General features: G+C 64.3%; 20 protein-coding genes. 2 read left to right on the top strand and 18 right to left on the bottom strand.

Translation table 11 applies throughout. From position 1 onward, the window contains the following. Positions 1 to 31: 31 nt before the first annotated feature. The 17 genes from ACX82Z_RS14480 to ACX82Z_RS14400 all read right to left on the bottom strand — a co-directional run bounded on the left by ACX82Z_RS14480 (position 32) and on the right by ACX82Z_RS14400 (position 20,502). Positions 32 to 268 (bottom strand): DUF2274 domain-containing protein, encoded by a 237-nt coding sequence (locus ACX82Z_RS14480; RefSeq protein WP_459589714.1) that lies wholly within the window; start codon positions 266 to 268, stop codon positions 32 to 34. After that, entirely contained in the window at positions 265 to 1,488 is a 1,224-nt protein-coding gene (locus tag ACX82Z_RS14475) for a TraB/TrbI/VirB10 family type IV secretion system protein (RefSeq protein WP_459589712.1), read from the bottom strand. Before ACX82Z_RS14475 ends, ACX82Z_RS14480 begins: the two co-directional genes overlap by 4 nt. Next, the gene (trbG, locus tag ACX82Z_RS14470; protein ID WP_459589710.1) at positions 1,485 to 2,525 is read right to left on the bottom strand and encodes a P-type conjugative transfer protein TrbG; all 1,041 of its coding nucleotides are present in this window, start codon (positions 2,523 to 2,525) and stop codon (positions 1,485 to 1,487) included. The genes ACX82Z_RS14475 and trbG overlap by 4 nt, the downstream gene beginning before the upstream one ends. Next, entirely contained in the window at positions 2,522 to 3,211 is a 690-nt protein-coding gene (gene trbF / locus ACX82Z_RS14465; RefSeq protein ID WP_421928646.1) for a conjugal transfer protein TrbF, read from the bottom strand. The genes trbG and trbF overlap by 4 nt, the downstream gene beginning before the upstream one ends. Then, positions 3,208 to 4,578, bottom strand: coding sequence for a P-type conjugative transfer protein TrbL (gene trbL, locus ACX82Z_RS14460; RefSeq protein ID WP_459589708.1), 1,371 nt, complete (start codon positions 4,576 to 4,578; stop codon positions 3,208 to 3,210). The genes trbF and trbL overlap by 4 nt, the downstream gene beginning before the upstream one ends. Then, the gene (gene trbK-alt, locus ACX82Z_RS14455; protein ID WP_459589706.1) at positions 4,575 to 4,844 is read right to left on the bottom strand and encodes a putative entry exclusion protein TrbK-alt; all 270 of its coding nucleotides are present in this window, start codon (positions 4,842 to 4,844) and stop codon (positions 4,575 to 4,577) included. Before trbK-alt ends, trbL begins: the two co-directional genes overlap by 4 nt. 13 nt (positions 4,845 to 4,857) lie before the next feature. After that, on the bottom strand, positions 4,858 to 5,634 hold the full coding sequence (gene trbJ / locus ACX82Z_RS14450; RefSeq protein ID WP_459589704.1) for a P-type conjugative transfer protein TrbJ: 777 nt from the start codon (positions 5,632 to 5,634) through the stop codon (positions 4,858 to 4,860). Between the two features lie 2 nt (positions 5,635 to 5,636). Beyond that, positions 5,637 to 8,144 (bottom strand): conjugal transfer protein TrbE, encoded by a 2,508-nt coding sequence (gene trbE / locus ACX82Z_RS14445; RefSeq protein ID WP_459589703.1) that lies wholly within the window; start codon positions 8,142 to 8,144, stop codon positions 5,637 to 5,639. Positions 8,145 to 8,158: 14 nt separating this feature from the next. After that, positions 8,159 to 8,422 carry a VirB3 family type IV secretion system protein gene (locus tag ACX82Z_RS14440; protein WP_173189914.1) on the bottom strand — a complete coding sequence of 88 codons (264 nt, stop codon included), beginning with the start codon at positions 8,420 to 8,422 and terminating at the stop codon, positions 8,159 to 8,161. Between the two features lie 14 nt (positions 8,423 to 8,436). Then, positions 8,437 to 8,742: a TrbC/VirB2 family type IV secretion system protein gene (locus ACX82Z_RS14435; RefSeq protein WP_206680510.1), complete on the bottom strand. Its 306-nt coding sequence runs from the start codon at positions 8,740 to 8,742 to the stop codon at positions 8,437 to 8,439. A 56-nt stretch (positions 8,743 to 8,798) separates the two neighbouring features. Further along, entirely contained in the window at positions 8,799 to 9,749 is a 951-nt protein-coding gene (gene trbB / locus ACX82Z_RS14430; protein WP_459589701.1) for a P-type conjugative transfer ATPase TrbB, read from the bottom strand. A gap of 238 nt (positions 9,750 to 9,987) precedes the next feature. Next, complete coding sequence (locus tag ACX82Z_RS14425) at positions 9,988 to 10,878, bottom strand: LysR family transcriptional regulator (RefSeq protein WP_173187449.1); 891 nt, start codon at positions 10,876 to 10,878, stop codon at positions 9,988 to 9,990. A 290-nt stretch (positions 10,879 to 11,168) separates the two neighbouring features. Then, positions 11,169 to 13,160, bottom strand: coding sequence for a heme lyase CcmF/NrfE family subunit (locus ACX82Z_RS14420; protein ID WP_459589698.1), 1,992 nt, complete (start codon positions 13,158 to 13,160; stop codon positions 11,169 to 11,171). 259 nt (positions 13,161 to 13,419) lie between these two features. Continuing rightward, on the bottom strand, positions 13,420 to 14,748 hold the full coding sequence (locus ACX82Z_RS14415) for an APC family permease (RefSeq protein ID WP_173187447.1): 1,329 nt from the start codon (positions 14,746 to 14,748) through the stop codon (positions 13,420 to 13,422). Between the two features lie 442 nt (positions 14,749 to 15,190). Next, a complete protein-coding gene (locus ACX82Z_RS14410; RefSeq protein WP_459589696.1) occupies positions 15,191 to 17,143 on the bottom strand; it encodes a M23 family metallopeptidase in 1,953 nt (650 codons plus the stop codon). A gap of 760 nt (positions 17,144 to 17,903) precedes the next feature. Further along, positions 17,904 to 18,833: a hypothetical protein gene (locus ACX82Z_RS14405; protein WP_459589694.1), complete on the bottom strand. Its 930-nt coding sequence runs from the start codon at positions 18,831 to 18,833 to the stop codon at positions 17,904 to 17,906. 82 nt (positions 18,834 to 18,915) lie between these two features. Beyond that, positions 18,916 to 20,502, bottom strand: coding sequence for a caspase family protein (locus tag ACX82Z_RS14400; RefSeq protein ID WP_459589692.1), 1,587 nt, complete (start codon positions 20,500 to 20,502; stop codon positions 18,916 to 18,918). Positions 20,503 to 20,800: 298 nt separating this feature from the next. Here ACX82Z_RS14400 and ACX82Z_RS14395 point away from each other — a divergent pair, with 298 nt between their 5' ends. Further along, positions 20,801 to 21,529, top strand: coding sequence for a heparan-alpha-glucosaminide N-acetyltransferase (locus tag ACX82Z_RS14395; protein WP_459589690.1), 729 nt, complete (start codon positions 20,801 to 20,803; stop codon positions 21,527 to 21,529). A 30-nt stretch (positions 21,530 to 21,559) separates the two neighbouring features. On the opposite strand, the gene ACX82Z_RS14390 is transcribed toward ACX82Z_RS14395, so the two are convergent. Next, complete coding sequence (locus ACX82Z_RS14390; protein ID WP_404933679.1) at positions 21,560 to 21,994, bottom strand: MerR family transcriptional regulator; 435 nt, start codon at positions 21,992 to 21,994, stop codon at positions 21,560 to 21,562. A gap of 215 nt (positions 21,995 to 22,209) precedes the next feature. Here ACX82Z_RS14390 and ACX82Z_RS14385 point away from each other — a divergent pair, with 215 nt between their 5' ends. Then, positions 22,210 to 23,511, top strand: coding sequence for a cytochrome b (locus tag ACX82Z_RS14385; protein ID WP_173187443.1), 1,302 nt, complete (start codon positions 22,210 to 22,212; stop codon positions 23,509 to 23,511). Positions 23,512 to 23,764: the final 253 nt, after the last annotated feature.

The raw sequence follows: 23,764 nt of genomic DNA, 5'->3' as shown, positions 1-23,764 counted from the left end.
GGCCGTCGCCTCCTGGGCAGTCTTTCGGAGGTCAGCTCGCGGCCTGGTGAAGCTGCCCCCTCGCTCTCCGAAACCCCTTGTCGGTTGCCATGAAGCGCTGGAGCATCGGCGCGATCAGCTTAGCCGGATCGGGTGGCGCCTTCTCACCGTTGGACCGTGCGAGGATCTCGGCATAGGCGACGAGATCGCGGTGGACGGCGGCCGGAAGCTCGACGGTGAACTTGACCGGCCGGTCGTCGTGGATGGCGGATAGCTTCAGCTTGGTCATGACGGCTCCCTCGCCGCGCCGTGGGGCTGCATCACCAGATCGCGCTGGACGATCACGCGGACCGGGAAGCCGGGCCGCACGGTGAGCGTCGGCTGGATGTTGAGCTGGCGGCGCACGATCTGCTGGCCGATGTCGGAGGCGCTGTCCTGGGCGCTCTCGCGGATGGCGCGGGCGATCTCGCTCTCGTCGCCGATGGCGAGCTGCGTGCCGGCGCCGAGCAGCGTCGAGAGCGCGGCCGCGCGGAAGAGCTGGCCCCAGTGATAGTCGACCTGATCCTCAAGGCCGGAGAAGCCCTGCGGGTCTGCGCCTTGCAGCCGCTCCAGCACGATCGAGGTGCCGTCCGGCATGACGATGCGGTTCCAGACCAGCAGCACGCGACGCTGGCCGAAGGCGACCTGGCTGTCGTACTGGCCGATGAGGCGCGCGCCTTGCGGGATCAGCAGATGCGATCCGGTCGGGCTGTCGTAGACGTGCTCCGTCACCTGTGCCGTGACTTGGCCCGGAAGATCGGAGCGGATGCCGGTGATGAGGGCGGCGGGGATGACGGCGCCTGCCTGCACGACATAGGGCGACGCCTTGTCCTGCACGCGGTCGGTGCTGACCGTGCGGCGGTCGGCCTCTGCGTTGCCGAAGGCGAGCTTGCGATCCTGCATGTTCTGCGCGGAGCCCGGATCGAGCGGCGGCGGATCGGTCGGAAGGGTCAGCCCGTCGAAGGCCGTTCCGCCGGGACTTACCGCGCCTATCTGCGGAGCAGCGACCTGCGCGCCGCGGCTGTCGGTGAACAGCCTCGCGGTGCGGGCGGCCTCCATCTCGGCGAGGCGGCGCTGCTCCTCCGGATCGGCCTGCGGCGTCTGGATCGCCGGCGGTGCGACCGGCCTTCCTTGCTCCTGCGCGCGGCGGATCGGGCGGCCGAGATCGCCGGGCAGAGCCGGCCCCAGTTCGGGAACGTCGGGACGCGGCAGGCCGGTATAGTCGCGCGGCAGGTTCTGCAAGCCGTCCGCCGTCGAGCGGTTCTCGGTGCTGTAAAGCTCGGACGGCTGCTGGCCGCTGCGCCGGCTCGTATCGAGCGCCCAGACCAGCGCGCCGAGGACGGCGACGGAAGCGACACCGCCGAGGCCGATCAGCACCTTGCGCGAGAGGCGGGTCACGCGGTGCGGCTCCGGCCGCAGGCGCAGCTCGGCGCGAATGTCGCCGCCGGGTGAGGTCTGCGCGTCGGTCATCGTCCTTCTCCCCTGGCGAAGATCGCGGGACGCCGCGCCGCCGGCCTGCCGTCCGTGCGGACGATGCGGACGCGGCGCTGGGCGTCCTTGTCGCCCATGCGCAGCTCGGCTGCCGCGAACAGCCGGTCGACGACGTAGTAGTTCTGGTTGGCGCGGTAGTTGACCAGCTCGGAATTACCGGACGGGCCGATGACGAACAGCGGCGGCATCTCGCCTTGGGCGATACCGGACGGGAACTCGATATAGACCTTGGAGCCGTCGTCGAAGGCGCGCAGCGGCTTCCACGGCGCCGTGTCGCCCTCGATGCGGTAGCGGAAATTCAGCTTCGAGATGTCGACGCCGCTCGCCACGGGCTGAACCTGGGTCGCCCGCGCGTTCTTTCGGCGCAGCGCGATGAGCTGGTCCTGCGGATATTGCCAGGAGACCGACGCCATATAGGTCGAGGGCGTCGAGCGCAGCTCAAGGTGATAGGTGCGCCGGTCGGTGTTGATGACGAGGTTGGTCTGAAGGTCCGACCGCGTCGGCTTGACGAGGATGTGGACCTGCCTGCGGTCTCCGGTCCCGCTCTCCGTGTCGCCGATGATCCAGCGCACGGTGTCGCCGGCGGCGACGGGACCGGAGCCGACAAGCTGTTCGCCGTGCTGGAGCGCGATGTCCGTGACCTGTCCCGGTGCGGCGTAGACTTGATAGAGCGCGCCTGCCGAATAGGGATAGACCTGCACGGCGTTGATGAAGCCGTCGCGGACGGGCTGCATGCGGGCGGCCTCGTTGGCCTGGGTGATGCGCTGGCGCGGATCGGCCGGCTCGGGCTTCGCCGCGGCTCCGTCGACCGGCTTCAACTGGCCGGGAAGCGGAAGCGGCTTCGGCGTCTCGACGATGCGGACCGGACCGGGCGGATCGGCGGTCAGGACGGCGGGCGCGGCATCGTCGTAGTCGATCTCCGGCGGGATATACTTCCTGGCGCAGCCAGCGAGCGCCGTCGCGGACACCAGCACGACCAGCGGCAGCGAAATCCTTTTCCTGTAGGCCCCCTTCATGATCCCATCTCCCTCGACCAGTTGATTGCGTTGACATAGACGCCGAGCGGGTTGGCCCGCAGGCGTTCGGCGGTGCGCGGCTGCTGGATCACCACGGTCAGGATCGCGGTCCAGCGCTCGGTGGCCGCGAGCTGGTTGTTCTCGTAGCGGCGCTCCGTCCAGGCGATGCGGAAGGAATCGGGCGAGGCGCGGATGACGGACGAGATCTCGACGGCGACCTGCTGCCGGCCGACGCGGGCGAAGGGGTCATTCGATCTTGCGTAGTCGTTGAGCGCGATCGCGCCGCGATCGGTGGTGTATTCGTAGGCGCGCAGCCAGTTCTGCCGCACGATGATCGGATCGGCGGGGATCGCGCGGACCTGCTCGATGAAGCGGCCGAGATGCCAAGCGATCTGCGGATCGGTCGGCCGATAGTCGGCAACGGCCGATGCGACCGCCTGGGCCTCGCCGAAGCGGTCGATCTGCACCACCCAGGGCACGACGGTCCCGCGCGTCGACTGCCAGACGAGCGCGGACGCGAAGCCGCCGGCGAGCAGTAGCGAGCCGAAGGCCATGAGCCGCCAGTTGCGCGCCTGCGCGCGGGCCGAGCCGATGCGCTCGTCCCAGACCTGGGCGGCTCGTCTGTATGGGGTTTCGGGTTCTGGCGTGCGTGCGTAGCGCACGGTCGGTCGTTTGAAGAGGTTCATCCTCGGTCGTCCTGATTGAGAGAGACGTTCATGGAACCGCCGCCGGAATCGCCGGAGCGGACCGCATGGGCGGCGGCGGTGGTTCCGTGGCTGATGGTCTGGCCGCGCTTCATGCGCGCGGCCCATGCAGGCTGTCCGGAGGGCGCGGCGGTTTCGGCGGCGCTACCTGCGCCCGACGCCATGCCGGCGACCTGCGACTGGCCGCCGGTGGCGGTCCATGCGCCGGCCTGTCCGGAGCGGAAGCTGGACCGCATGGCATCGGCCGCGCGCGACATGGCCTGACGGGCGGGTTGAGCTGCGGCGGACGCGCCGGCCTTGGCGACACCACCGAGACCGGCCGCGACCGCGCCCATGCCGGACTGGCCGGAGGTGGAAGCGGCGAGCCCGTAGGCGGCCGAAGTGCTGCCGGCGAGATGGGCACCACCGCGCGCGGCAGCGGCCGACATGCGCCCGCCGGCTCCGATCGCCGCTGCGCCGCCGCCAGCCGCCGCACGCGCGCTCATATAGCCCGCCGCTCCCATACCGGCCACAGCCAGGCCGGTGCCGACAGCCGCGCCGGCGCCAAGCTGTGGCGCACCGGAAACGAGGCCGGTGGCGATGCCCGGACCGAAGATCGACAGGCCCATCAGGGCGAGCGCGCCGAGCGCCAATGACATGGCGTCGGTGATGGTGGGCTCTGGCGGGAAACCGGAGGTGAACTCGCCGAAGAGGCCGGAGCCGATGCCGACGATCACGGCGAGGACGAGAATCTTGACGCCGGAGGCGACGATGTTGCCGAGCACCTTTTCCGCGAGGAAGGCGGTCTTGCCGAACAACGCGAACGGGATCAGCACGAAGCCGGCGAGCGTCGTCAGCTTGAACTCGATCAAGGTCACAAAAATTTGGATCGACAACACGAAGAAGGCGATCAGCACGATGGCCCAGGCGGTCATGAGCACAACGATCTGGACGAGGTTCTCGAAGAAGGAGAGATAGCCCATGAGATCGCCGGCGGCCTCGAGGATCGGATTGCCGGCGTCGATGCCGACCTGCGCGACGCGGCCGGGCTGGAGAAGCTCGGAGCCGGAAAGCGATCCGCCGCCGGCCTGAAGGCCGAGGCCGGAGAAGCTCTCGAAGACGATGTTGGCGAGCCAGTTGAAGTTGCCGATGATGAAGGCGAAGAAGCCGATATAGAGGGTCTTCTTCACGAGCCGCTGAAGCACGTCCTCGTCGGCGCCCCAGGCCCAGAACAGGCCGGCAAGCGTGATGTCGATCACGATCAGCGTGGTGGTCAGGAACGCCACCTCGCCGCCGAGCAGGCCAAATCCGGAGTCGATATAGCTGGTGAAGACGCTGAGAAAGCGGTCGATGACGCCGACGTCGTTCATGGCTGCGCGCTCTCCGGTGGTGCGCCGAGGAAGCGGCGGCGATTCTCGGCCCATGCCTTCAGGCAGGCGGCATCGTCGGCGGCCGCCATGCCGAGGTCGCGGCAGCGAACCAGCTCGGCATTGGCGGGCTCGCCGCCCGGATCACGGAGGCGGGTGGCGGGGGCGTTGTCCTCCGAGCCTGCCTCGCGCAGCGCAGCGACGGCAGCAATCATGGCTGCGCCGATGGCGAGGACAGCACACATCCGGGCGGCGATCTTCAGGTCCATCGTGTGCGTGTCGTCAGTCGTTGAACATGCGCACGGTGGACGGGCTGTAGTCGCGGCCTGACATGAAGCGGCCGAACTGCTCGCGGGCCTGCTCCTGCGCGGCCGCGCGGCGGGACTGCTCCAGCGCCTCGGCGCGTCCCTGTGCGGCCAGCATGGCGGTCAGGTCCGCGATCTGGCTCGCCTGCACGGCAAGCAGCTCATTGCCGGCCTGCGTCGCCTGAAGGATGCCGACCGCCGACTGGCTGGCGCCGACCAGCGATCGGGTCTGCGCCTGCGCGCCGTCGATATTGCCCACGGCCGTCGCGCCGGCCTTCAGCGAATGCTCGTAGGCCGAAAGCGACTGCTGCCAGCGTTCGCGGGCAGCGGCGACGAGCTGCTCGTTGGTCTTGTCGCCGGCGAAGTCGCGATAGGTCGAGGCGAACTGGCTCTCGATGTCCTGCACGCTGTAGGCGAGCCGCTCGGCCTGGGCGAGCAGGTTCTTCATCTCGGAGAAATTGCCCTCGATCTCGGAAATCATGGAGGTGGGCAGGCTGGTGAGATTCCGCGCCTGATTGATGAGCATCTGCGCCTCGTTGGCGAGCGACGTCACCTGATTGTTGATCTGCTCCAGCGCGCGGGCGGCCGAAAGCAGGTTCTGGCTGTAATTGGTCGGGTCATAGACGATGCGGCCGCCGAAGAATTGCGCCTGGGCTGGCGCGGTGACGGCGACGATGGCGGGCGCGGCGAGCGACAGCGCCATTGTGCCGGCGAGCGCGTGGCGAAGGCGGACGTTTCGAGGGGCGTGGGGCATGGTCAAACCTCCTGTTCGGCTGACGGGTGGACGGGATCGGGATCGCCGGCCGCGACGGGAAGCTCCGGAGCGGATCGGTCGATGACGTTGGAAAGCTCGGGGACGAGTTCGGCGGCCCAGGCGAGGTCGTTGGCGTGGAGCCATGCTTCGAGGAAGTATGGCCGCGATCCGTCGCGCAGCAGCTCGGCGATCAGCGCGTGAGCCGCCTTGTCGGACGAGGCGCAGAGCGCCAGGGCGATGTGTCCCAGGCCAAGCTCGAACAGGCGGTTGCCGCGCCGCGACTGGCAATAGTAGTCGCGCTTCGGCGTGGCGCGGGCCAGTATCTCGATCTGGCGGTCATTGAGGCCGAACTGGTGATAGACGGCAGCGATCTGCGGCTCGATGGCGCGCTCATTGGCAAGGAAGATGCGGGTCGGGCAGCTCTCGACCAGCACCGGCGCGATGGGTGACGCCTCGATGTCGGCGAGCGACTGCGAGGAGAAGACGACGCTGACATTCTTCTTGCGGAGCGTCTTCAGCCATTCCTTGATCTTGTCGGCAAAGCCGCCATCGTCGAGCGCGCGCCAGCCCTCGTCGATGATGAGCAGGCTCGGCCGTCCGTCGAACCGTGCCTCGATCCGGTGGAACAGGTAGGAGAGAACGGCGGGTGCTGCCCTCGTGCCGACCAGCCCCTCGGTCTCGAACGCCTGCACTTCCGCCGCGCCAAGATATTCGTGCTCGGCATCGAGCAGCCGGCCATGCGCGCCGCCGATGCAGTATGGCCGCAGCGCCTGCTTCAGCACGGTGGATTGCAGAAGCACGGTCAGGCCGGTGATGGTGCGCTCCTCGACCGGCGCGGAGGCGAGCGAGGTCAGCGCGGTCCAGATGTGCTCCTTCACCTCCGGCGTGATGGCGACGCCTTCGCGCGCGAGGATGTCGACCAGCCAGTCGGCGGCCCATGCCCGCTCCGGCGTATGGTGGATGTGAGCGAGCGGCTGGAGCGAGACCGAGGACGACTCGGCGTCGTCGGAGAAAGAGCCGCCAAGGTCTTGCCAGTCGCCGTCCATCGCCAGCGTGGCGGCGCGGATCGAGCCGCCGAAATCGAAGACGAAGACCTGGCTGCCGGGATAGCGGCGGAACTGGAGCGCCATCAGCGCCAGCAGCACCGACTTGCCGGCGCCGGTCGGGCCTACCAGCATCAGGTGGCCGACGTCACCGACATGGAGCGCGAAGCGGAACGGGGTCGCGCCTTCGGTCTTCGCATAGAACAGCGGCGGCGCGTCGAGATGCTCGTCCTTCGCCGGTCCTGCCCAGACCGCCGACAGCGGGATCATGTGGGCGAGGTTCAGTGTCGAGATCGGCGGCTGGCGGACATTCGCATAGACCTGTCCGGGGATGGAGCCGAGCCATGCTTCAATGGCATTGACGCCTTCGACGATGCAGGTGAAGTCGCGCGACTGGATGACCTTCTCGATCAGGCGTAACTTCTCGTCGGCGATCGACGGGTCGGCGTCCCACACCGTCACCGTGGCGGTGACATATGCCTCTCCGACCTGATCGGAACCGAGATCCTGAAGTGCCGCGTCGGCGTCGGCCGCCTTGTTTGCCGCGTCGGTGTCCATCAGCACTGACGCCTCGTTGGTCATCACCTCCTTGACGATCGCCGCGATCGACTTGCGCTTGGCGAACCATTGGCGACGGATGCGCGTGACAAGCCGCGTCGCGTCGGTCTTGTCGAGCATGATCGCGCGCGTCGACCAGCGATAGAGGAAGGCGAGCCGGTTGAGGTCGTCCAGGATGCCGGGGAATGTCGTGGTCGGGAAACCGATCACGGTCAGCGTGCGCAGATGGAAGCCGCCCAGGCGCGGCTCCAGCCCGCCGGCAAGCGGCTGGTCGGCGAGCAGCGCGTCGAGGTGCATCGGCGTCTCGGGCACGCGCACGCGATGGCGCGAGACGGATATGGTCGAATGCAGGTAGGTCAGCGTCTCGCCGTCATCGAGCCAGTCGGCCTCTGGGACAAAACCCTCGACCAGATTGAGCACGCGATCGGTGCGGTCGATGAAGCCTTTGAGCAGCTCCCACGGATCGACGCCGCTGCGCTCGCGGCCCTCATAGAGCCAGGATTCCATCCGCGAGGCTTCCTCGGCCGGCGGCAGCCAGACGAAAGTGAGGAAATAGCTCGACTCAAACAGCACGCCGCTGTCCTCGAACTGCTCGCGCCGCTCGACATCGACCAGGGTGGACGCACTGTCGGGAAACAGGCTCTCGGGGTAGTCGGTGGCCGGATTGCGCTGCGCCTCGACGAAGATCGCCCAGCCGGAGCCGAGCCGGCGCAGCGCGTTGTTGAGGCGCGCGGTCGTGCCGACCAACTCGGCCGGTGTGGCGCTATCGAGGTCGGGACCGCGAAAACGCGCGGTACGCTGAAAGCTGCCATCCTTGTTGAGAACGACGCCGGGCGCGACCAGCGCGGCCCAGGGCAGAAAGTCGGCAAGGCTGGCGGAACGCTTGCGGTATTCGGCGAGGTTCATCATGACGGCAGCGTCCTCTAGAGGCCGAGATGGGTCGGGTAGCGGAGGTGCCGGCGCACCACGTCGACGAACTGCGCGTCGCGCTTCGCGGCCCACACGGCTGCGAAGTGACCGATGGCCCAGATGACCAGGCCGGCGAGCCAGAGCCGCAGGCCGAGGCCGACCGCGCCGGCCAGCGTGCCGTTGGCGATGGCGACGGCGCGTGGTGCGCCGCCGAGCAGGATCGGCTCGGTCAGCGCCCGATGGACCGGCGCGAAGAAGCCGCGAACGTCCTCATCCATCAGCGATCCGGGCATCACGCCAGCGCCCCGCCGCCGAAGGAGAAGAAGGACAGGAAGAAGGAACTGGCCGCGAAGGCGATCGACAGGCCGAACACGATCTGCACCAGACGCCGGAAGCCGCCGGCCGTATCGCCGAAGGCCAAGGTCAGGCCGGTGACGATGATGATGATTACGGCGACGATCTTGGCGACCGGCCCCTCGATGGATTCGAGGATCTGCTGAAGCGGTTCCTCCCAGGGCATCGAGGAACCGGCGGCCCAAGCGGGCGCGGTGTAGAGCAATCCGGCGGCGGTGATACCCGCCGTGCCGAGGCTGTTCATAAATGCGCCGGAAAGCAGCCGGCTGCGTAGGCTGCGAAAAGTATCGGGCTTTGTCGTCATACGGAGTCTCCTTGTGTGGGGCTGGAGGATTCGAGCGTTGCGTTGAGGGTGCGGTAGTCGCCGGTCGCGGGATCGAGCCCTTCGACCAGCGCGATTTCGGCGAGGCGTCTTGAGGAGCCGCGGCCGGAGAGCACGGCGATGACATCGACCGTCTCGGCGATGAGTGCGCGCGGGACCGTGACGACAGCCTCCTGCACAAGCTGCTCGAGCCGGCGCAGTGCACCGATCGCGGTGTTAGCGTGGATAGTGCCGATTCCGCCGGGATGGCCGGTGCCCCACGCCTTGAGAAGATCGAGCGCCTCGGCGCCGCGCACCTCGCCGACCGGGATGCGGTCAGGCCGCAGCCGCAGCGACGACTTCACGAGGTCGGACAGCGAGGCCACGCCATCCTTGGTGCGCAGCGCGACCAGATTGGGCGCGGCGCATTGCAGCTCGCGCGTATCCTCGATCAGCACGACGCGATCCGACGTCTTCGCGACCTCGGCGAGCAGCGCATTGGTGAGCGTGGTCTTGCCGGTCGAGGTGCCGCCGGCGACGAGGATGTTCCTGCGCATGGCGACAGCGAGCCGTAGCACTTCGGCCTGGGCGTCGGTCATGATGCCGGCAGCCACGTAGTCCGAGAGGGTGAACACGGCGACCGCGGGCTTGCGGATCGCGAAAGCCGGCGCGGTAGCGACGGGAGGCAGGAGACCTTCAAAGCGCTCGCCGGTCTCGGGCAACTCGGCCGAGACGCGCGGGCTGCCGGGATGAACCTCGGCACCGACATGGTGCGCAACAAGGCGGACGATGCGCTCGCCATCGGCGGGTATCAGCACATCGCCGGTGGCGACGAGGCCCTCGCGCAGCCGATCGACCCAGATGCGGCCATCGGGGTTCAGCATCACCTCGACAACGGAAGGGTCTTCGAGATAGCGGGCGATGGCCGGGCCGAGCGCCGTGCGCAGCATGCGCGCGCTCCGCGATAGACCTTCGTTTTGATGACGATGTGCCGGCATTCGTCCCCGCTTCCGGCCATCCGCAAGACGATCGGATGGCGACGGGGACAATCAAGAAAGGCACAAATTACGGGCGGGCAACCAGATTATTCGCGGTTTCGTAGGCGCTCGTAGAGCATCGAAAAAATACTTGAATCTTGCGGCGGCAAATCCGGGCTCGCGAGCACCGGAAATGCCATTCCGGACCGAATCACGCTCTCGGCTTTACGGTGTCGAGGAAGGTCTTCAGCGCCGGATTGGCGTTGTTTGGCTTCCAGCAGGCGATATAGCCAAGGCGGGTCGCGCCGTTGCCGTCGTGCAGCGGCCGGAAGACGACGCCGAGGCAGGATAGGCCGACAGCGGATTCGCATTGCAAGGCGATGCCTTGGCCGTCCGCGACTTCGCTGAGGAGGCTTTCGCGGCTGAGACGCCGGGTCACGATCTCGGGGTGGTCGGAGGGCGCGGCAAGGTGGCGAAGCAGCACGACACGGATGTCCGGGCCGGGGTCGTGGTGCGTGATGATGAAGCGCTCGCGCTTCAGCTCCGGCCAGTAGATCACCGGCTTCTCGGCCAACGGATGGTCTTCCGGCAGGGCGACAACTAGCTGATCCGACCACAGCGCCACGGACTCCATCGCTTCGCACTTGCCGGCATCGCCGAGGATGATGGCGGTGTCGATCGCGCCCGAAAGCACGGCGGCCGAAAGCTCGACGAAAGGCGACTCGACCAGCTCGACCTCGATCTCGGGGTGCTGGCGACGGAAGTCGCGGAGCGCGGCGCGGAAGCCTCCGGTGGAAAGCGACTTATAGAACCCCACGACGACGCGACCGGCTTTGCCGGCCGCGCTCGCTTTCATTCGTTCCCGCAGCCGCTCGACGTCTTCGAGAATGCGGCGCGCCGCGACGATGAACTCCTCGCCGGCCGGGGTCAGCCGCGCGCCAGCCGTGGAGCGGTCGAACAGCGCGACACCGCCAAGTCCTTGCTCAAGTTCCTTGATCCTCTTGCTGACTATGGGCTGTTGGACGTTGAGTTCTTGCGCGGCCGCGCTGAAGCTGCCATTGCGGGCGCTTGCGACAATGTAGCGAAGGTGGCGCACTTCCACCGATTTTCCTCCAAGGTCTGATGGGAGCTAGTCTTGCGAAAGCGTGCTCAGTGCGGAAGGTGATTTGTAGAGATAAAACCTCAGGCCCCTTTAGGTTCAAGGCTTCAAAGTTATGTTGACGCAGAAAGTAAAGGACTCACTCCGGCGGTTCGGCGGCCCGATTCCCACAGCCTTGACGGGACTGCTGGAGAGGCGTTATCGAAGATGCGCTGCGAGCCACTTTCAGGTTGGATAGCTTGGCCAGTTGCTTTCAAACTTGGGTGCCTGGCTCGCTACAGGACTGTGGCGAGTCATTCCGCTGGCACGTCCGATCTGACAAGTGCCGTCCCTTTCCGATACGGCGCGCCTACCCGAAACCGACGATCGAACAGCGATATTGCGCCACCAGCCATCATCGCAACACCGCCGAGCCAGAGCAGCAGCACCATCGGCTTCCACCACACGCGCACCACCACGCCGCCGTCGGGCGTGGGATCGCCCAGCGAAACGTAGAGCTGGCTGAAGCCGCGCGTGGCGATGCCCGCCTCCGTGGTCGGCATCTGGCGGGCCGTGTAAAGCCGTTTGGACGAGACGATCTCGCCGCGCTGGCGGCCCGCGCTGTCGAGATAGACGAAGCGGCCTTGCTCCTCGGTAAAGTTCGCGCCGCGATGCGGCGCGATACCGTCGAAACGCAACGTGTATCCGGCTATCGGCAGCGTGTCGCCGGGGCGCATCACGACGATTCGCTCAATCTCGAGCGAGGTAACGGCGGCAATGCCAAGTACCGTCACGCCCAACCCGAGATGCGCCGCAGCGGTACCGAACACCGAGCGCGGAAGCCCCTTGAACCGCCGCCAAGCTACTGCCGCGCCCACGCTGCCGATGCCTGCCTTCAGCGCAAGATCAGTCAGCGCACCCAGCATCAGCCAGACTGCAAGTCCGACGCCGAAAGCGGCGAGCGCCCCTTTGCCTTCCACGAAGAAGTACACCACCAGCGCCGTCAGCAGTGCGGTGCCGAAGGCGGCGAACAGGCGCTGGGCGACGGCGTAGAGATCGCCGCGCTTCCAGGCGAGCAGCGGCCCGAATGGCACGGCTAGCAGCAGCGGGATCATGAGTGGAATGAAGGTGAGGTTGAAGAAGGGCGCGCCGACCGAGATCTTGTCGCCCGTCACGGCCTCGACCATCAGCGGATAGAGCGTGCCGATCAGCACAGTGGCGGCAGCCGTGGTCAGGAACAGGTTGTTCAACACCAGCGCGCCCTCGCGAGAGACGGGATGGAACAGCCCGCCCTGGGTCAGCGCCGAGGCGCGCGCGGCGAACAGCGCCAGCGAGCCGCCGATGAACAGGATGAGGATGATCAGGATGAACAGGCCGCGCGCCGGATCGGTGGCGAAGGCGTGCACGGAGGTCAAGACGCCCGAGCGCACCAGGAAGGTGCCGAGCAGCGACAGCGAGAAGGTCAGGATTGCTAGCAGCAGCGTCCAGATATTCAGCGCCGAGCGCTTCTCCATGACGATCGCGGAATGCAGCAGCGCGGTGCCCGAAAGCCAGGGCAGAAAGGAGGCGTTCTCGACCGGGTCCCAGAACCACCAGCCGCCCCAGCCCAGCTCGTAGTAGGCCCAGTAGGAGCCCATGGCGATACCGCCGGTCAGGAACAACCAGGCAACAAGCGTCCACGGCCGTACCCAACGCGCCCATGCGGCATCGATCCGGCCCTCGATCAGCGCCGCCACCGCGAAGGAGAAACACACCGAGAAGCCGACATAGCCGAGGTAGAGAAGCGGCGGGTGGATGGCGAGGCCGATGTCCTGAAGGATCGGATTCAGGTCGCGACCCTCGATCGGCGCGGGGTTGATCCGGGCGAACGGGTTCGATGTGGCGAGAATGAACAGGAGGAAGGCGGCGCCCACCAGCCCCTGAACAGCCAGCACATTCGTGCGCAGGCTGGCCGGAAGATTGTCGCTGAACCAGGCAACAAGTGCGCCGAAGAAGGCCAGGATCAGGACCCAGAGCAGCATGGAGCCCTCGTGGTTTCCCCAAACTCCGGTGATCTTGAAAAGCATTGGCTTTAGCGAATGCGAATTCTCCCAGACATTTTGAACCGAGAAGTCGGAAGTCACATAAGCTGTAGTCAGTGCAGCGAACGACAGCGCGACGAAGCCGAAAACCGCCACCGAAGCCGGCCTGGCAACCGCCATTAGGCGATCGTCGCTAAGTCGCGTGCCGAGCCACGGGAGGAAGAACTGGACCGTGGCCAGCACACATGCCAGCACGAGCGCGAAATGTCCCAACTCAACAATCATGGCGATGTCCCGAGCAGCCTCTGAGGGCGATACGGTTGGAGATTGCGCGCGCAAGCCGTCTCGCCGCGACGGGGCTAACCGTACGTATGATCACCGGGAACGCGAAAGCCGACTCCCTTCTCCGATCAAGAAAAAATGCCCGGGACTGGCGCAGCAAACCGATGCCGCCGCCCCGATCAAGCCCATTATGCAACCTCTAGCAGGATGAGGTGCAAGAGCCCGACCACGTTGCCAAGTTCCCGGAACCGGCCCCGGCGCTCTAGCGTTCACCGCCACTCGCCCGCGTTGTCGCGCCTGCCCGCCGTCGGATAAACACGTATGGCACCGCGCCAAGTACGAACACGCCGGCGAATGTCAGATAGACGGCCCACTCGTATTGAGTGGCCAGCAAGAGTGAGGTCACCACTCCCAGGACCGCAGTCGGCGGCACGTTTGCGATCGATGGCAGCCGGAAAGGCCGCTCGAGGTCGGGCTGTGTAAACCTCAGGACGATCACGGCCGTATTGATCGCGGCGAAGACAAGTGTCACTCCCAGCGAGGACAGGCTTGCGACAAACGCGATTTCCCCGACGGCCACGAAGGCGCAGGCGATCACGAGATAGATAAGCGCGGCGATCCACGGGCTTCGACTGAAGCGCAAGGTTCTGGATAATGAACTCGGAAGATCGCCGTCGCGGGCCATGCCGAAAAGGAGCCTGCTCCCCGACAGCGAGGAACTGACGACAGCGTTCGCGGTAGCGATGAGGGCAGCAGCGATGATGATCATGCCGAAAGATCCGCCCAGTTGCTCGGCCGCGTCGGCGAGCGGAGATTGAGAACCTGCAAGACTGTCAGCACTCATCAGGCTCAGGACGCCGAAAATCACGGCCATGTAGACCACAGTGGTGATGCCCAGCGCGATCATGAAGGCGCGCCACAAATCGCGGTCGGGACGCTTGGCCTCTTCAGAGAGGGAGGCCATGTGCTCGTAGCCGGAATATATGAAGAACAGGATAGCAGCACCCTGAAGGATGCCGGCGGGATTGTCGGGCCAGACCGCGATGTCCTGCAAGCTACTGCTGCCGGATGGTATGGCGAACAATGCAAAGCCCACGAGACAGGAGACCTGGAGCACGGTCAGGGCCGCGCTGACGAAAGCCGCCTTGCCGATCCCGGCAATATTGATCAGCGTGGCGACGCCCATGAGCGCAATGGCAACGACGACGGGCGCAAACGGAAGGAGTGTCTGCGCGTAATTACCGAAAGTGAGTGCCACCGTTGCCAGGGTGGCGGCGCCATGAACGGCGATGAACAGCCCGATCATGAACGCCAGAGCCGGAAACGATGGAAACGTCTTACGCAGGAAGTTGTGTTCCGCACCAGCACCTGGAAGCGCCGAGGCGATTTCAGCGTAGGACAGGCCCGAAAATGCTGATATCACTGCGGCGAGCAGGAAACTCAGCCATATGCCGTCGCCCGCGGCGCCGGCTGCTGGCGCAATGACAGAATAGATCCCCGCGCCGATGATCGTACCGACGCCATAGAGCGACAGCCTTACGACACCAAGCGACTTGGCCAGCGCCGGATGCTCGTTTCTGCTGCCCGTCATCTTTCCTAGCGTCCATGTCTCGGTTGGATATCGCGCCGTTCATTCGCTTCCAACGAAACGGTCAGCAGATGTCTAGAACCTCACCCAGCTAGAGGTTCAACCGAAAAAGACAGGCGCCGATGGATCGGGTTGCCTAAGACATCGCGCGTGGATCGTGGTGACGAAGGCGCTTCAGTGGCAATTTTTCGCCGACGCCTTCTTTCACCTTTCCACCCGGGTAGTGTTCGCGGAACGCTCACCTGGAGCCGTCGGCGGTGCTGCCCTCGCAAATTCCGACGAGACGCTTCTCATGGATCTTCGGTGGACGGCAAGCGAGTAAGTGAAGATCACGCTAGCCCTCGCGGTCGGAATGATGGTCGCCGCCGTAATGATTGACTTGTTGTTCGTGTGATTCTTCGGTCGGAGCGGTATCCACTCCAGTTCCCTACAATGCTTTCGGCCGCTAGACAGGCGCACGTAGGGTAGCCGTTGAGCGTGCTTGCTCCAGAAGCAGAGCTCCATCGATGCGCGCTCGCTCGGCCAGGAAGGCCTGCAACTCATCTCCTGTGAGCGTTCGCTCGGCCGGCAAACGCACTCGCATCGGATCCACCTTGGAGCCGTTGACGATCAGTTCGTAGTGAAGGTGGTTGCCTGTCGAAAGGCCCGTTGAGCCTACGTAGCCGATAATCTGGCCTTGCCGGATCCGCGCGCCCGGGACCACTCCATCTGCAATCCTGCTCTGGTGATTGAACGTGGTCTGATAGCCGTTTGCGTGGCTGATAATGGTCTGACGGCCATAGCCGCCACTCCAGCCCGCCTGTTCGACGACGCCGTCGCCGGAAGCGATTATCGGCGTGCCTCGGGGGGCCGCCCAATCGACTCCGGTATGAGCGCGGGCGTAGCCGAGTATCGGGTGGCGTCGATTGCCGAAGCCAGATGTGAATCTCCCGTTCGGAATCGGATTCCGGAGGAGAAACTGTCGCGCACTGCGGCCACCCTCGTCGAAATAGCCGATAGTGCCGTCCTGCATCTGGAAGCGATAGAATGCGCGCTCGGCACCGCCCACGCTGGCCCGCACGAACAGGAGTTCGGAGTCTTGTGTGGCGTTATCCTCACCATCAGGCTGGGAAAAGAAGACCTCGATACGGTCGGCTTGATCGAGACCCGATTGAAGATCGACATCCGCGGCGAGCAATCGAACCAGCTGCCGGGTCATCGAACGCGTTAGCCCGTGAGAGAAAGCGGCTCGGTAAATTCCATCATAGAGGGATGGTGGATCGTCGCGGCTGTACATCGAGGGCGGGTGAGTGGTGTCGAACGCCGCCTGCACCGCGGGACTTGGCTCCGGCTCGCTTCCTGGCACATACTGCAGCCTGTCGTTGAGCCCGACCGTGGACACATGCCGGTCTGTATCGTAAACGCTCGCTCGCACGATGCGGCTTTCCCCGCGACGCGCCTCGATACCGAGCCGCAGAACACTGCCGGCCCTCAGCACCGGCGTCCCCAGCATGGTGGAAAGCGCCGTCGCCATTCCATCTGCATCAGCGCTCGCATAGCCTGCCCGCTCCAGCGCTTCCCTAATCTCGCCTTCGGCATGGAAGGGGATGACGTCCTCGGCATAGTCGATAATGGGATCGTCCATTTTCCCCCGGTTAGCCACCGACGCATTCTCCGCTACAATCCTAATGCCGGTAGGCCCATCCGTGCCATTTGTGGGCTGCAAATCGCCGAAACGCTCAGGGTCGACGAAATGGAGAGCCGCAACCCGCACATCGCCATCTGTGAGGATTGCGCCAAGATTCCGTACCACGAACTCAACCTCATCGGCCGACAGTGCATTGCTCGGGTCAAAGGACTTGGTATCAAGGGGAAAATCGATCGTCCGCAGACGGACTACGTTTTCGATGCTGGCACCATAGAGAATGCCAGTGCTCGAGGTGAACTGATTGGCCCCTTCCTCGGCGAAAATTTCGAGGCCGTCGAAGGCGGGATATGCGCGGCTCGTCGCGTGGCCGGCGGCCAGTGACATTCGGGCCTGCACAAACGGCACCGTGCGCAACACATCGCGGTCGCCCGACCGGGTCATTGTCGCCAGTTCCATTCGCCTGCGGTCGGTCAAGCTGGCCAGATTGCGCGGCGGTACCAGTCGGCCAGCCTTGGCGCTGACCTGCCCGCCATTGAGTCCTTCGATTACAGTAAGGTTAAGGGTCTCAGGAGGCGTGGCTAGTACTTCGCGACCGTCAAGGGCTGCAAACAACGCCGCGCCCATCAGCACACTTGAGGTGACGCCGGTCAGAAATGTTCCCGATAGCCAACGGATCGACACTTCACGCCGGTCCGGTGGCTTCGCTCGGCCGCCGACAACCAACGGCGGTTCGTTTCCCAACGCAGCAAGAGTGTCGTCGACAGACGGCATTTGTTGTAGCTGCTATCCCTCAGGCTTTCATACATGTCTCTCATAGCGTGAAGACCATCAGCGTCAACACGCGTATCGCCCCTGCTACGAGGAACTCCTCCACGCCGCAAAAACGTAACCTGTCCTGGAACGCCTCCGCGGAGTAGCGCCAACGGCCTCGTTCGCAGCTTTGATCCGATCCGACTATGGAGAGAATTGGGCTCGAATATGACCTGGCCGGCTAGGAGGTTCCAGCCCGCGCTTCACGGATCTATTCCTCATTGGCCATGACCGTCGGGCGTGGCGAACACCTGATTGCGATGTAGAAGGTCTTAAGGATCCGCGAAGCGCGGGCTTGAACCTCATGCTGCTAGAGGTGGGAACATCAGCCACCTATCCAGCCGAGCGGATGATTCGCGGGGAAACCTCGAACGCCTTCCCGGCTGCGAGGGACTCCACTCGGCAGCGAGAGATTGAAACAATGCCCCAATCGGCCGACGCGCTAACATTCCTGCGTGCATGGCTCACTAACCCCTTGCGCGTCGGTGCTGCCATCCCCTCGAGCCAGCACCTCGCTGCATTGATCACCAGGCATGTTCACCCAGGGATTGGGCCGGTGATCGAACTCGGGCCTGGCACCGGGGTGTTCACGGAGGCGTTGATCCGCCGAGGCGTGCGGCAGCAGGATCTAACCTTGGTTGAGCTGGGAGACGAATTTGGTGACATGCTTGCGCAGCGCTACCACCAAGCGACTATCGTGCGTGCAGACGCTGCGCGCCTATCAATGAGAAATCTCCCCCAGCCAAAGCTCCATGGAGCGGCCATCAGCGGACTGCCGCTGCTGGCAATGCCGGCTTCCAAAGTGCTGCGGATCCTTGCCGGGGCATTTTCGCTGCTGGAACCGAAAGCAAGCTTTTTCCAGTTCACCTATGGATGGAGAAACCCTGTTCCTGAAAGCGTCCTGCGACGTCTTGATCTGAAGGTTGAGATGATCGGAACGGAGTTCCGCAACTTTCCGCCCGCTTCTGTCTATCGGATTGGCCGTCGAGCGATCCCCAGCCTGGCAGGTACGGCCGATCTGCCAAGTTGACGATTTCGACAATGCCAACTGCTCCTCGACCCCTCCGACGGAGCAAGGCTGGGCGAAGATCACCCACGGGGTAGCGTTTCCATCGGGAAGATCATGACCGAGCCTTTCGATCGCGAACTGTCGACAATTCTCGCAGCTCCACGCGTTGCCCGGGGCTCCGGCCACATCACGCAGCAGGTCTCCGAATCCGGCCGTGCCAGCACCGGCGGCGCGGGATTGCTGACGCACTCCGACCTGCTCGAGGAAGCTGAGATCCTCCACCGGCGTCTGCGGGGCGGCTTCCGACAAGACGACCACCATGCGCTCGATGCCGAAGCTGGATGAGGTGAACTCCAGAAGGGGAACGGTGATCTCGTTTCCGCTGTGCAGGCGCTCGCCATACATGTGGCCGATCGAATAGTCGCTGCCGATGTAAAGGACGTTGATGTCGATCGGTCGTGAGGTTCCGTCGCGCATCTCGAGATGCACCTGGTCGCCGGGATGCACGACAGGCACGACGCCGGGCGGCAAGGGCTCCGTGCCGCCCGTTTCCTGCCGTTTGATGGAGAAGCCGACGCTGAACTGATCCGGGCTAAAGTCCGAGGCCGCGGAAAGACGGGACAGGCTGGTTGCCCGGAACATGGTTACGAGGTTCTGAGCGAGCTTGCCGGCGATCTCGTCGGCGGTCGCGCCGGCGAGGGATAGCGAGGGCGCGCGCCGTCCGTCATCCAGCGACAGCTCCGCCGAAGGAGGCAAATAGCCATACGCGCGGTTCGGCGGCGAGCGCGGCGCGTCCGGATTCCGGCCCGTCCGCCTGAGCTGCAACGAGCCTGGCGACCTCCTGCTCGCTCATCACGGCCAGCTTCACGTCCGCATCGTCCCTCGCACCGACAAAACGCAGGTTCGCAGGTACCTGTTCATCGCCGGCGATTCTGTCGAGAGCGGCATTCAGAAACGCTACCTCCTCCGAATAATCTACAGCCTCGTCCTGCGGGCGTGCCACCACTAGCTCGAAACCGATCAAAACCTCGGTCAGGCGCGCATAGGCGCCTAGCGGGATGTCGGCGACTGCGATTACGGGAAGCCCCTCATGGGCAACCGGCACCACGCGACTGGTCAGGTTCCTGGTGGCGGTTACCTCCAGGTAGCCCAGCGTCTGATCGAGCGTGGCGCCCGGCGACGACAGAATAGCCAGCTTCGCGCCCGGCGACACTCGGTGAAGCATTCCGGCCGGTATTTCGAGCGCATTCCCATCGACCCCGATCGCCCATTGCGCGATGCGATCGGCATTGCTCATACCGAACACAGGCCTGTCGAGATCTCCCTCGAAGAGCGGAGTCGGCCGCGTACGGTTGTTTCCGGAACAGGCCTGAAGGATCGCCTGCCCGAGTTGGCGATAGGTGACGGCCGGGTTCTCGGCCAACATGCTGTAGAGCGTGAAGGTGAAGAGCCCCAGCCTCGTAGCGTCCGCCGCGCCGCGCGGCAGCGTCGTCTCCGTGGTTTGCGAGGCGAAAAATGCAACCATGCCGCCGGGGGAGCTCGATTCCGCACCTGTCGGTTTCGTCGAGATCAGCCCTAGCGCGTTCTGGCGCGGGGCGGGCTCCCCCGTTCCGCGCGTCGCTTCGCCCAGCGCGGCCGCCTCGGTCATTACCGCATCCGGTATCCCGAGATCGGCAGGAAGAACCCTGCGTTCCACCTCTTCGCCATCGGTCAGCCCGACGGCGCGTGTCATCGTGCCCGAATTGCAGCAGTCGAACACCACCCAGACGAAGGCGCCCTTGTCGCGGATCGCCTGCAGGTGATCGCGGACCTCCTTGTCGATCAGCGCGTCGGGCACGCCCTTGGTTCGATCCGTCCATTGCCCGGTATCGCGGGGAAGAAAAATCTCGTCCAGGCCGTCCGGCTCGACAGCGGGGTCCATCGCCGGCTGCTGCGTGCCGTGACCCGAAAAATGAAGATAGATGAAGTCGCCGCCTCTGACCTTGGTCACAAGTTCGTCGAGCGTTCTTCGGATCGCATCGCGGCTCGGCGAGATCGCGTTCTCGAGCCCGTCCGCAAGGAGGATAACGTTTTCCGGCGCGAAGGTGACAGGCGCGGAGCCCATCAGATACTCGTAGACCAGTTGCGCGTCGTTGTTGGGACCGACCAGCTTGGCGCTGGGCGGAAGGTGCGGATACTCGGTCACAGCCACCAGGACAGCGTGGTTGGTGCGCTCGCCATCTGCCGGTTGCGTCCAGCCATGCTCCACAGAAAACAGAGCGCCGCCTGCGGCCAGCGCGCTCGCGCCCAACAGCAGATTGCGTCCGGGCATCAGATACCCCCCCCCAAGCCCATTGTATTGCCCAGCAGCCGCAACCAGTGCCGCGGAATTGGGGCAGGAGTTGGAACGGCGCGTCGTTCTCGATCTCGCAAGGCGAAGCTCGGTGATCCGCGAGCGCGCCGTTTCGACTCGGTCACAGCAAGGGCAATCCATCCCTTCGCGAACTATGTCCTAATGGTAGGTCGAACTGCGCTCGTTAGTTCGCGCTGGCGAGCAAAAATCGGGATTGAACCTCTAGTAGGTCGAGCTCCTATTGTGTGTCCCGTGGAACCTTGGGTGAAGGCATTGCATGACGAATTCCTTGCGACTATGGGCTATCGACGCCGTACGCGGCGCCGCCATCGCCGGTGTCGTCCTGTTCCACTTCGTCTGGGATCTGGAGTTCACGGGCTTTATTGCCGGCATCGCCAATCATCCGCTATGGCTGGCATTCGGACGTAGCCTTGCCGGCACTTTCATGATCCTTGTCGGTGTCGGTCTCGTACTGGCGGACCGGAGCGGCTTTCGGCCTTTCAGCTACTTCAAACGCTTGGCAAAAATCGCCACGGCAGCCGCTGCGATCACGGCCGTGACGTGGTATGTCCTTCCGGGGACGTTCATCTACTTTGGCATCCTGCACGCGATCGCTGCGGCCACTTTGATCGGTACGCTATTTCTGCGGGCGCCCGCATGGACATGCCTCCTGGCAGCCATCACCGTCTTTTCCATGCCGATGCTGTGGCGGTCTGCGATCTTCGACACGCGCTGGCTTGCCTGGATCGGGTTCGCGCAGCAGGTGCCGCCCAGCAACGATTTCGTGCCGATCTTTCCGTGGGTCGGCTTGACCCTGATGGGCATGGCCGTGGCAAAGTGGCTCCTGTCAGCCATCCTGGACGCCACCTACGCGAACGTGCTCGCCGCCCGAACACCAGCACGCCTGCTCGTCTGGATGGGGCGCCGCAGCCTCGCGATATACCTTCTGCACCAGCCAATCCTTCTCGCGATCATTGTGCCGCTATCCTGGCTCGCGCAACGATGAGAAGATAGCCGCCCCTTTGGCGAGCCTGGTTCAAGGCTCGACGAGCCTGCCGTGATGGTGACTGCTGTCCGCGAGTATTTCGATAACGCGACATTCGCCGATCCGGCCGGCAGCACACTCGTGCATCATCTTCTTGAGCTCGGAGCGCAGCAGTTTCAGGCTTGAGATCCGCCGCTCCACATCGTCGAGGCGCGCCTTGGCAATTGCGTCAGCAGCCTCGCAAGTTTGGTCGGGATCGTCCTGCAATCTCAGCAACGTGCGGATCGCATCCACCTCGAATCCAAGCTCACGCGCGTGGCGGATGAAGGAGAGGCGGCTGAGGTCGGAACGGTCGTAGAAGCGCCGATTACCGTCGCTGCGCGCGATTCTCCCAAGCAAGCCGATATCCTCGTAGTAGCGGATTGTCGGCACCTTGACCCCGCTCTCTTTTGCCGCCTCGCCGATCGAGTACGTCCTTGCGCCCATGGTCCTCGCAATCCTCTCGTTACCCGCCGATGTAGCACGTTTGAGATGATGCTCAAGGTGCCCGCCATCTCGCCTCCTGTCCTCGGACCTCGATGTCGTGCGGGCAAATTTGTCGCATCAAGAAGCCTCGAAGGGTCTTGAAGCTCTAGCAACGTGAGGTGTTACCCGTTCCGGATTGTGTCTCCGCAGATCGACCGGATAAGGAGGGGAACAGAATGTCGGGGTCGCCATCCAGCTACGTCCCAAAGTCAGGTATTGGCCGCTGGGTCGATGCACGCATGCCGCTTCCGCGACTGGTCCATGATTCCTTCGTATCCTATCCTGTTCCGCGCAATCTGAACTACGCCTATACGTTCGGCGGCATTCTCACTCTGATGCTGGTCCTCCAGATAGCGACCGGAATCGTGCTGGCGATGCACTACTCGGCGACCACCGCAACGGCGTTCGACTCGGTCGAGAAGATCATGCGCGACGTCAATTCGGGTTGGCTCCTGCGGTATCTGCATTCCAACGGGGCATCATTCTTCTTCATTGCCGTCTACCTCCACATCTTTCGCGGACTGTACTACGGTTCTTACAAGGCACCTCGCGAGCTGCTGTGGATCCTCGGTTGCATCATCTACCTCCTGATGATGGCTACTGGTTTCATGGGCTACGTACTCCCCTGGGGGCAGATGAGCTTCTGGGGCGCGACGGTGATCACGGGATTCTTCACCGCTATCCCGCTGGTCGGAGAATGGCTCCAGCAGCTCTTGCTTGGCGGCTTTGCGGTCGACAGTCCTACGCTGAACAGGTTTTTCGCGCTCCACTACCTTCTGCCGTTCATGATTGCGGGCGTGGTCGTCCTGCACGTCTGGGCGCTGCACGTCACAGGACAGACCAACCCCACTGGAATAGAAGTCAAGCACAAGACCGACACGTTGCCCTTCACGCCTTATGCAACGGCGAAAGACGCGGTCGGCATGGTGCTCTTTCTGATCGTGTTCGCATATTTCGTCTTCTATATTCCGAACTATCTCGGCCATGCGGACAACTATGTTCAAGCCGATCCGCTCAGGACGCCCGCGAAGATCGTCCCCGAATGGTACTTTCTGCCGTTCTACGCGATCCTGAGAGCGATTACCTTCAACATTGGGCCCATCGACGCGAAGCTCGGCGGTGTGCTCGCGATGTTCGGCGCGATCGCCGTACTGTTCTTCGTGCCCTGGCTCGACACGTCAAAGGTTCGCTCGGCGGTCTATCGTCCTTGGTACAAGCTGTTCTTTTGGCTTTTCGCAGCCAACGCCCTTTTCCTCGGGTGGCTGGGAGCGAAGCCCGCGGAAGGCGTCTACGTGCCGCTGATGCAGGTCTCGACGCTGTTCTATTTCGGCTTCTTCCTCATCGTTATGCCGCTATTGGGGCTTCTCGAGACGCCCCGACGTCTCCCCAACTCGATCACCGAGGCGGTGCTTGGTAAGGAAACCGGCAATGCGATCAGTGAGCCGGCAAAAAGCGATCAGGGACAAAAGGCCAGTTGAGTCTTCAGGCATTTCTGTTGGCGCGTGCATGGAACCGTGCCGACGGTTCCATGCACCGTCCGCTGACGCTGGATCGACGTTCCTACACCGAACCCGAGCCGTGCGCTGCTTCGCGATCTCACGGTCGAGCCGTTTTACAATGCCTGCCGCGTTTTTCGAATTGGCCCACATGCTTACTTCGTCGATTGCAGCAAAACTTACTGGCGGCGGGGGCAAGGCCCGGGACGTAACCTGCGACCTGAACCACGAGAAA

It is taken from the genome of Aliihoeflea sp. PC F10.4 (genome assembly GCF_054612275.1).
This window is presented reverse-complemented; position numbering and strand designations above follow the sequence as displayed.

Coding starts and splice junctions, on each gene's coding strand:
- ACX82Z_RS14480 (WP_459589714.1), bottom strand. CDS start 268: ATGACCAAGCTGAAGCTATCCGCCATCCACGACGACCGGCCGGTCAAG.
- ACX82Z_RS14475 (WP_459589712.1), bottom strand. CDS start 1,488: ATGACCGACGCGCAGACCTCACCCGGCGGCGACATTCGCGCCGAGCTG.
- trbG (WP_459589710.1), bottom strand. CDS start 2,525: ATGAAGGGGGCCTACAGGAAAAGGATTTCGCTGCCGCTGGTCGTGCTG.
- trbF (WP_421928646.1), bottom strand. CDS start 3,211: ATGAACCTCTTCAAACGACCGACCGTGCGCTACGCACGCACGCCAGAA.
- trbL (WP_459589708.1), bottom strand. CDS start 4,578: ATGAACGACGTCGGCGTCATCGACCGCTTTCTCAGCGTCTTCACCAGC.
- trbK-alt (WP_459589706.1), bottom strand. CDS start 4,844: ATGGACCTGAAGATCGCCGCCCGGATGTGTGCTGTCCTCGCCATCGGC.
- trbJ (WP_459589704.1), bottom strand. CDS start 5,634: ATGCCCCACGCCCCTCGAAACGTCCGCCTTCGCCACGCGCTCGCCGGC.
- trbE (WP_459589703.1), bottom strand. CDS start 8,144: ATGATGAACCTCGCCGAATACCGCAAGCGTTCCGCCAGCCTTGCCGAC.
- ACX82Z_RS14440 (WP_173189914.1), bottom strand. CDS start 8,422: ATGGATGAGGACGTTCGCGGCTTCTTCGCGCCGGTCCATCGGGCGCTG.
- ACX82Z_RS14435 (WP_206680510.1), bottom strand. CDS start 8,742: ATGAACAGCCTCGGCACGGCGGGTATCACCGCCGCCGGATTGCTCTAC.
- trbB (WP_459589701.1), bottom strand. CDS start 9,749: ATGCTGCGCACGGCGCTCGGCCCGGCCATCGCCCGCTATCTCGAAGAC.
- ACX82Z_RS14420 (WP_459589698.1), bottom strand. CDS start 13,160: ATGATTGTTGAGTTGGGACATTTCGCGCTCGTGCTGGCATGTGTGCTG.
- ACX82Z_RS14415 (WP_173187447.1), bottom strand. CDS start 14,748: ATGACGGGCAGCAGAAACGAGCATCCGGCGCTGGCCAAGTCGCTTGGT.
- ACX82Z_RS14410 (WP_459589696.1), bottom strand. CDS start 17,143: ATGCCGTCTGTCGACGACACTCTTGCTGCGTTGGGAAACGAACCGCCG.
- ACX82Z_RS14405 (WP_459589694.1), bottom strand. CDS start 18,833: ATGTTCCGGGCAACCAGCCTGTCCCGTCTTTCCGCGGCCTCGGACTTT.
- ACX82Z_RS14400 (WP_459589692.1), bottom strand. CDS start 20,502: ATGCCCGGACGCAATCTGCTGTTGGGCGCGAGCGCGCTGGCCGCAGGC.
- ACX82Z_RS14395 (WP_459589690.1), top strand. CDS start 20,801: ATGACGAATTCCTTGCGACTATGGGCTATCGACGCCGTACGCGGCGCC.
- ACX82Z_RS14390 (WP_404933679.1), bottom strand. CDS start 21,994: ATGGGCGCAAGGACGTACTCGATCGGCGAGGCGGCAAAAGAGAGCGGG.
- ACX82Z_RS14385 (WP_173187443.1), top strand. CDS start 22,210: ATGTCGGGGTCGCCATCCAGCTACGTCCCAAAGTCAGGTATTGGCCGC.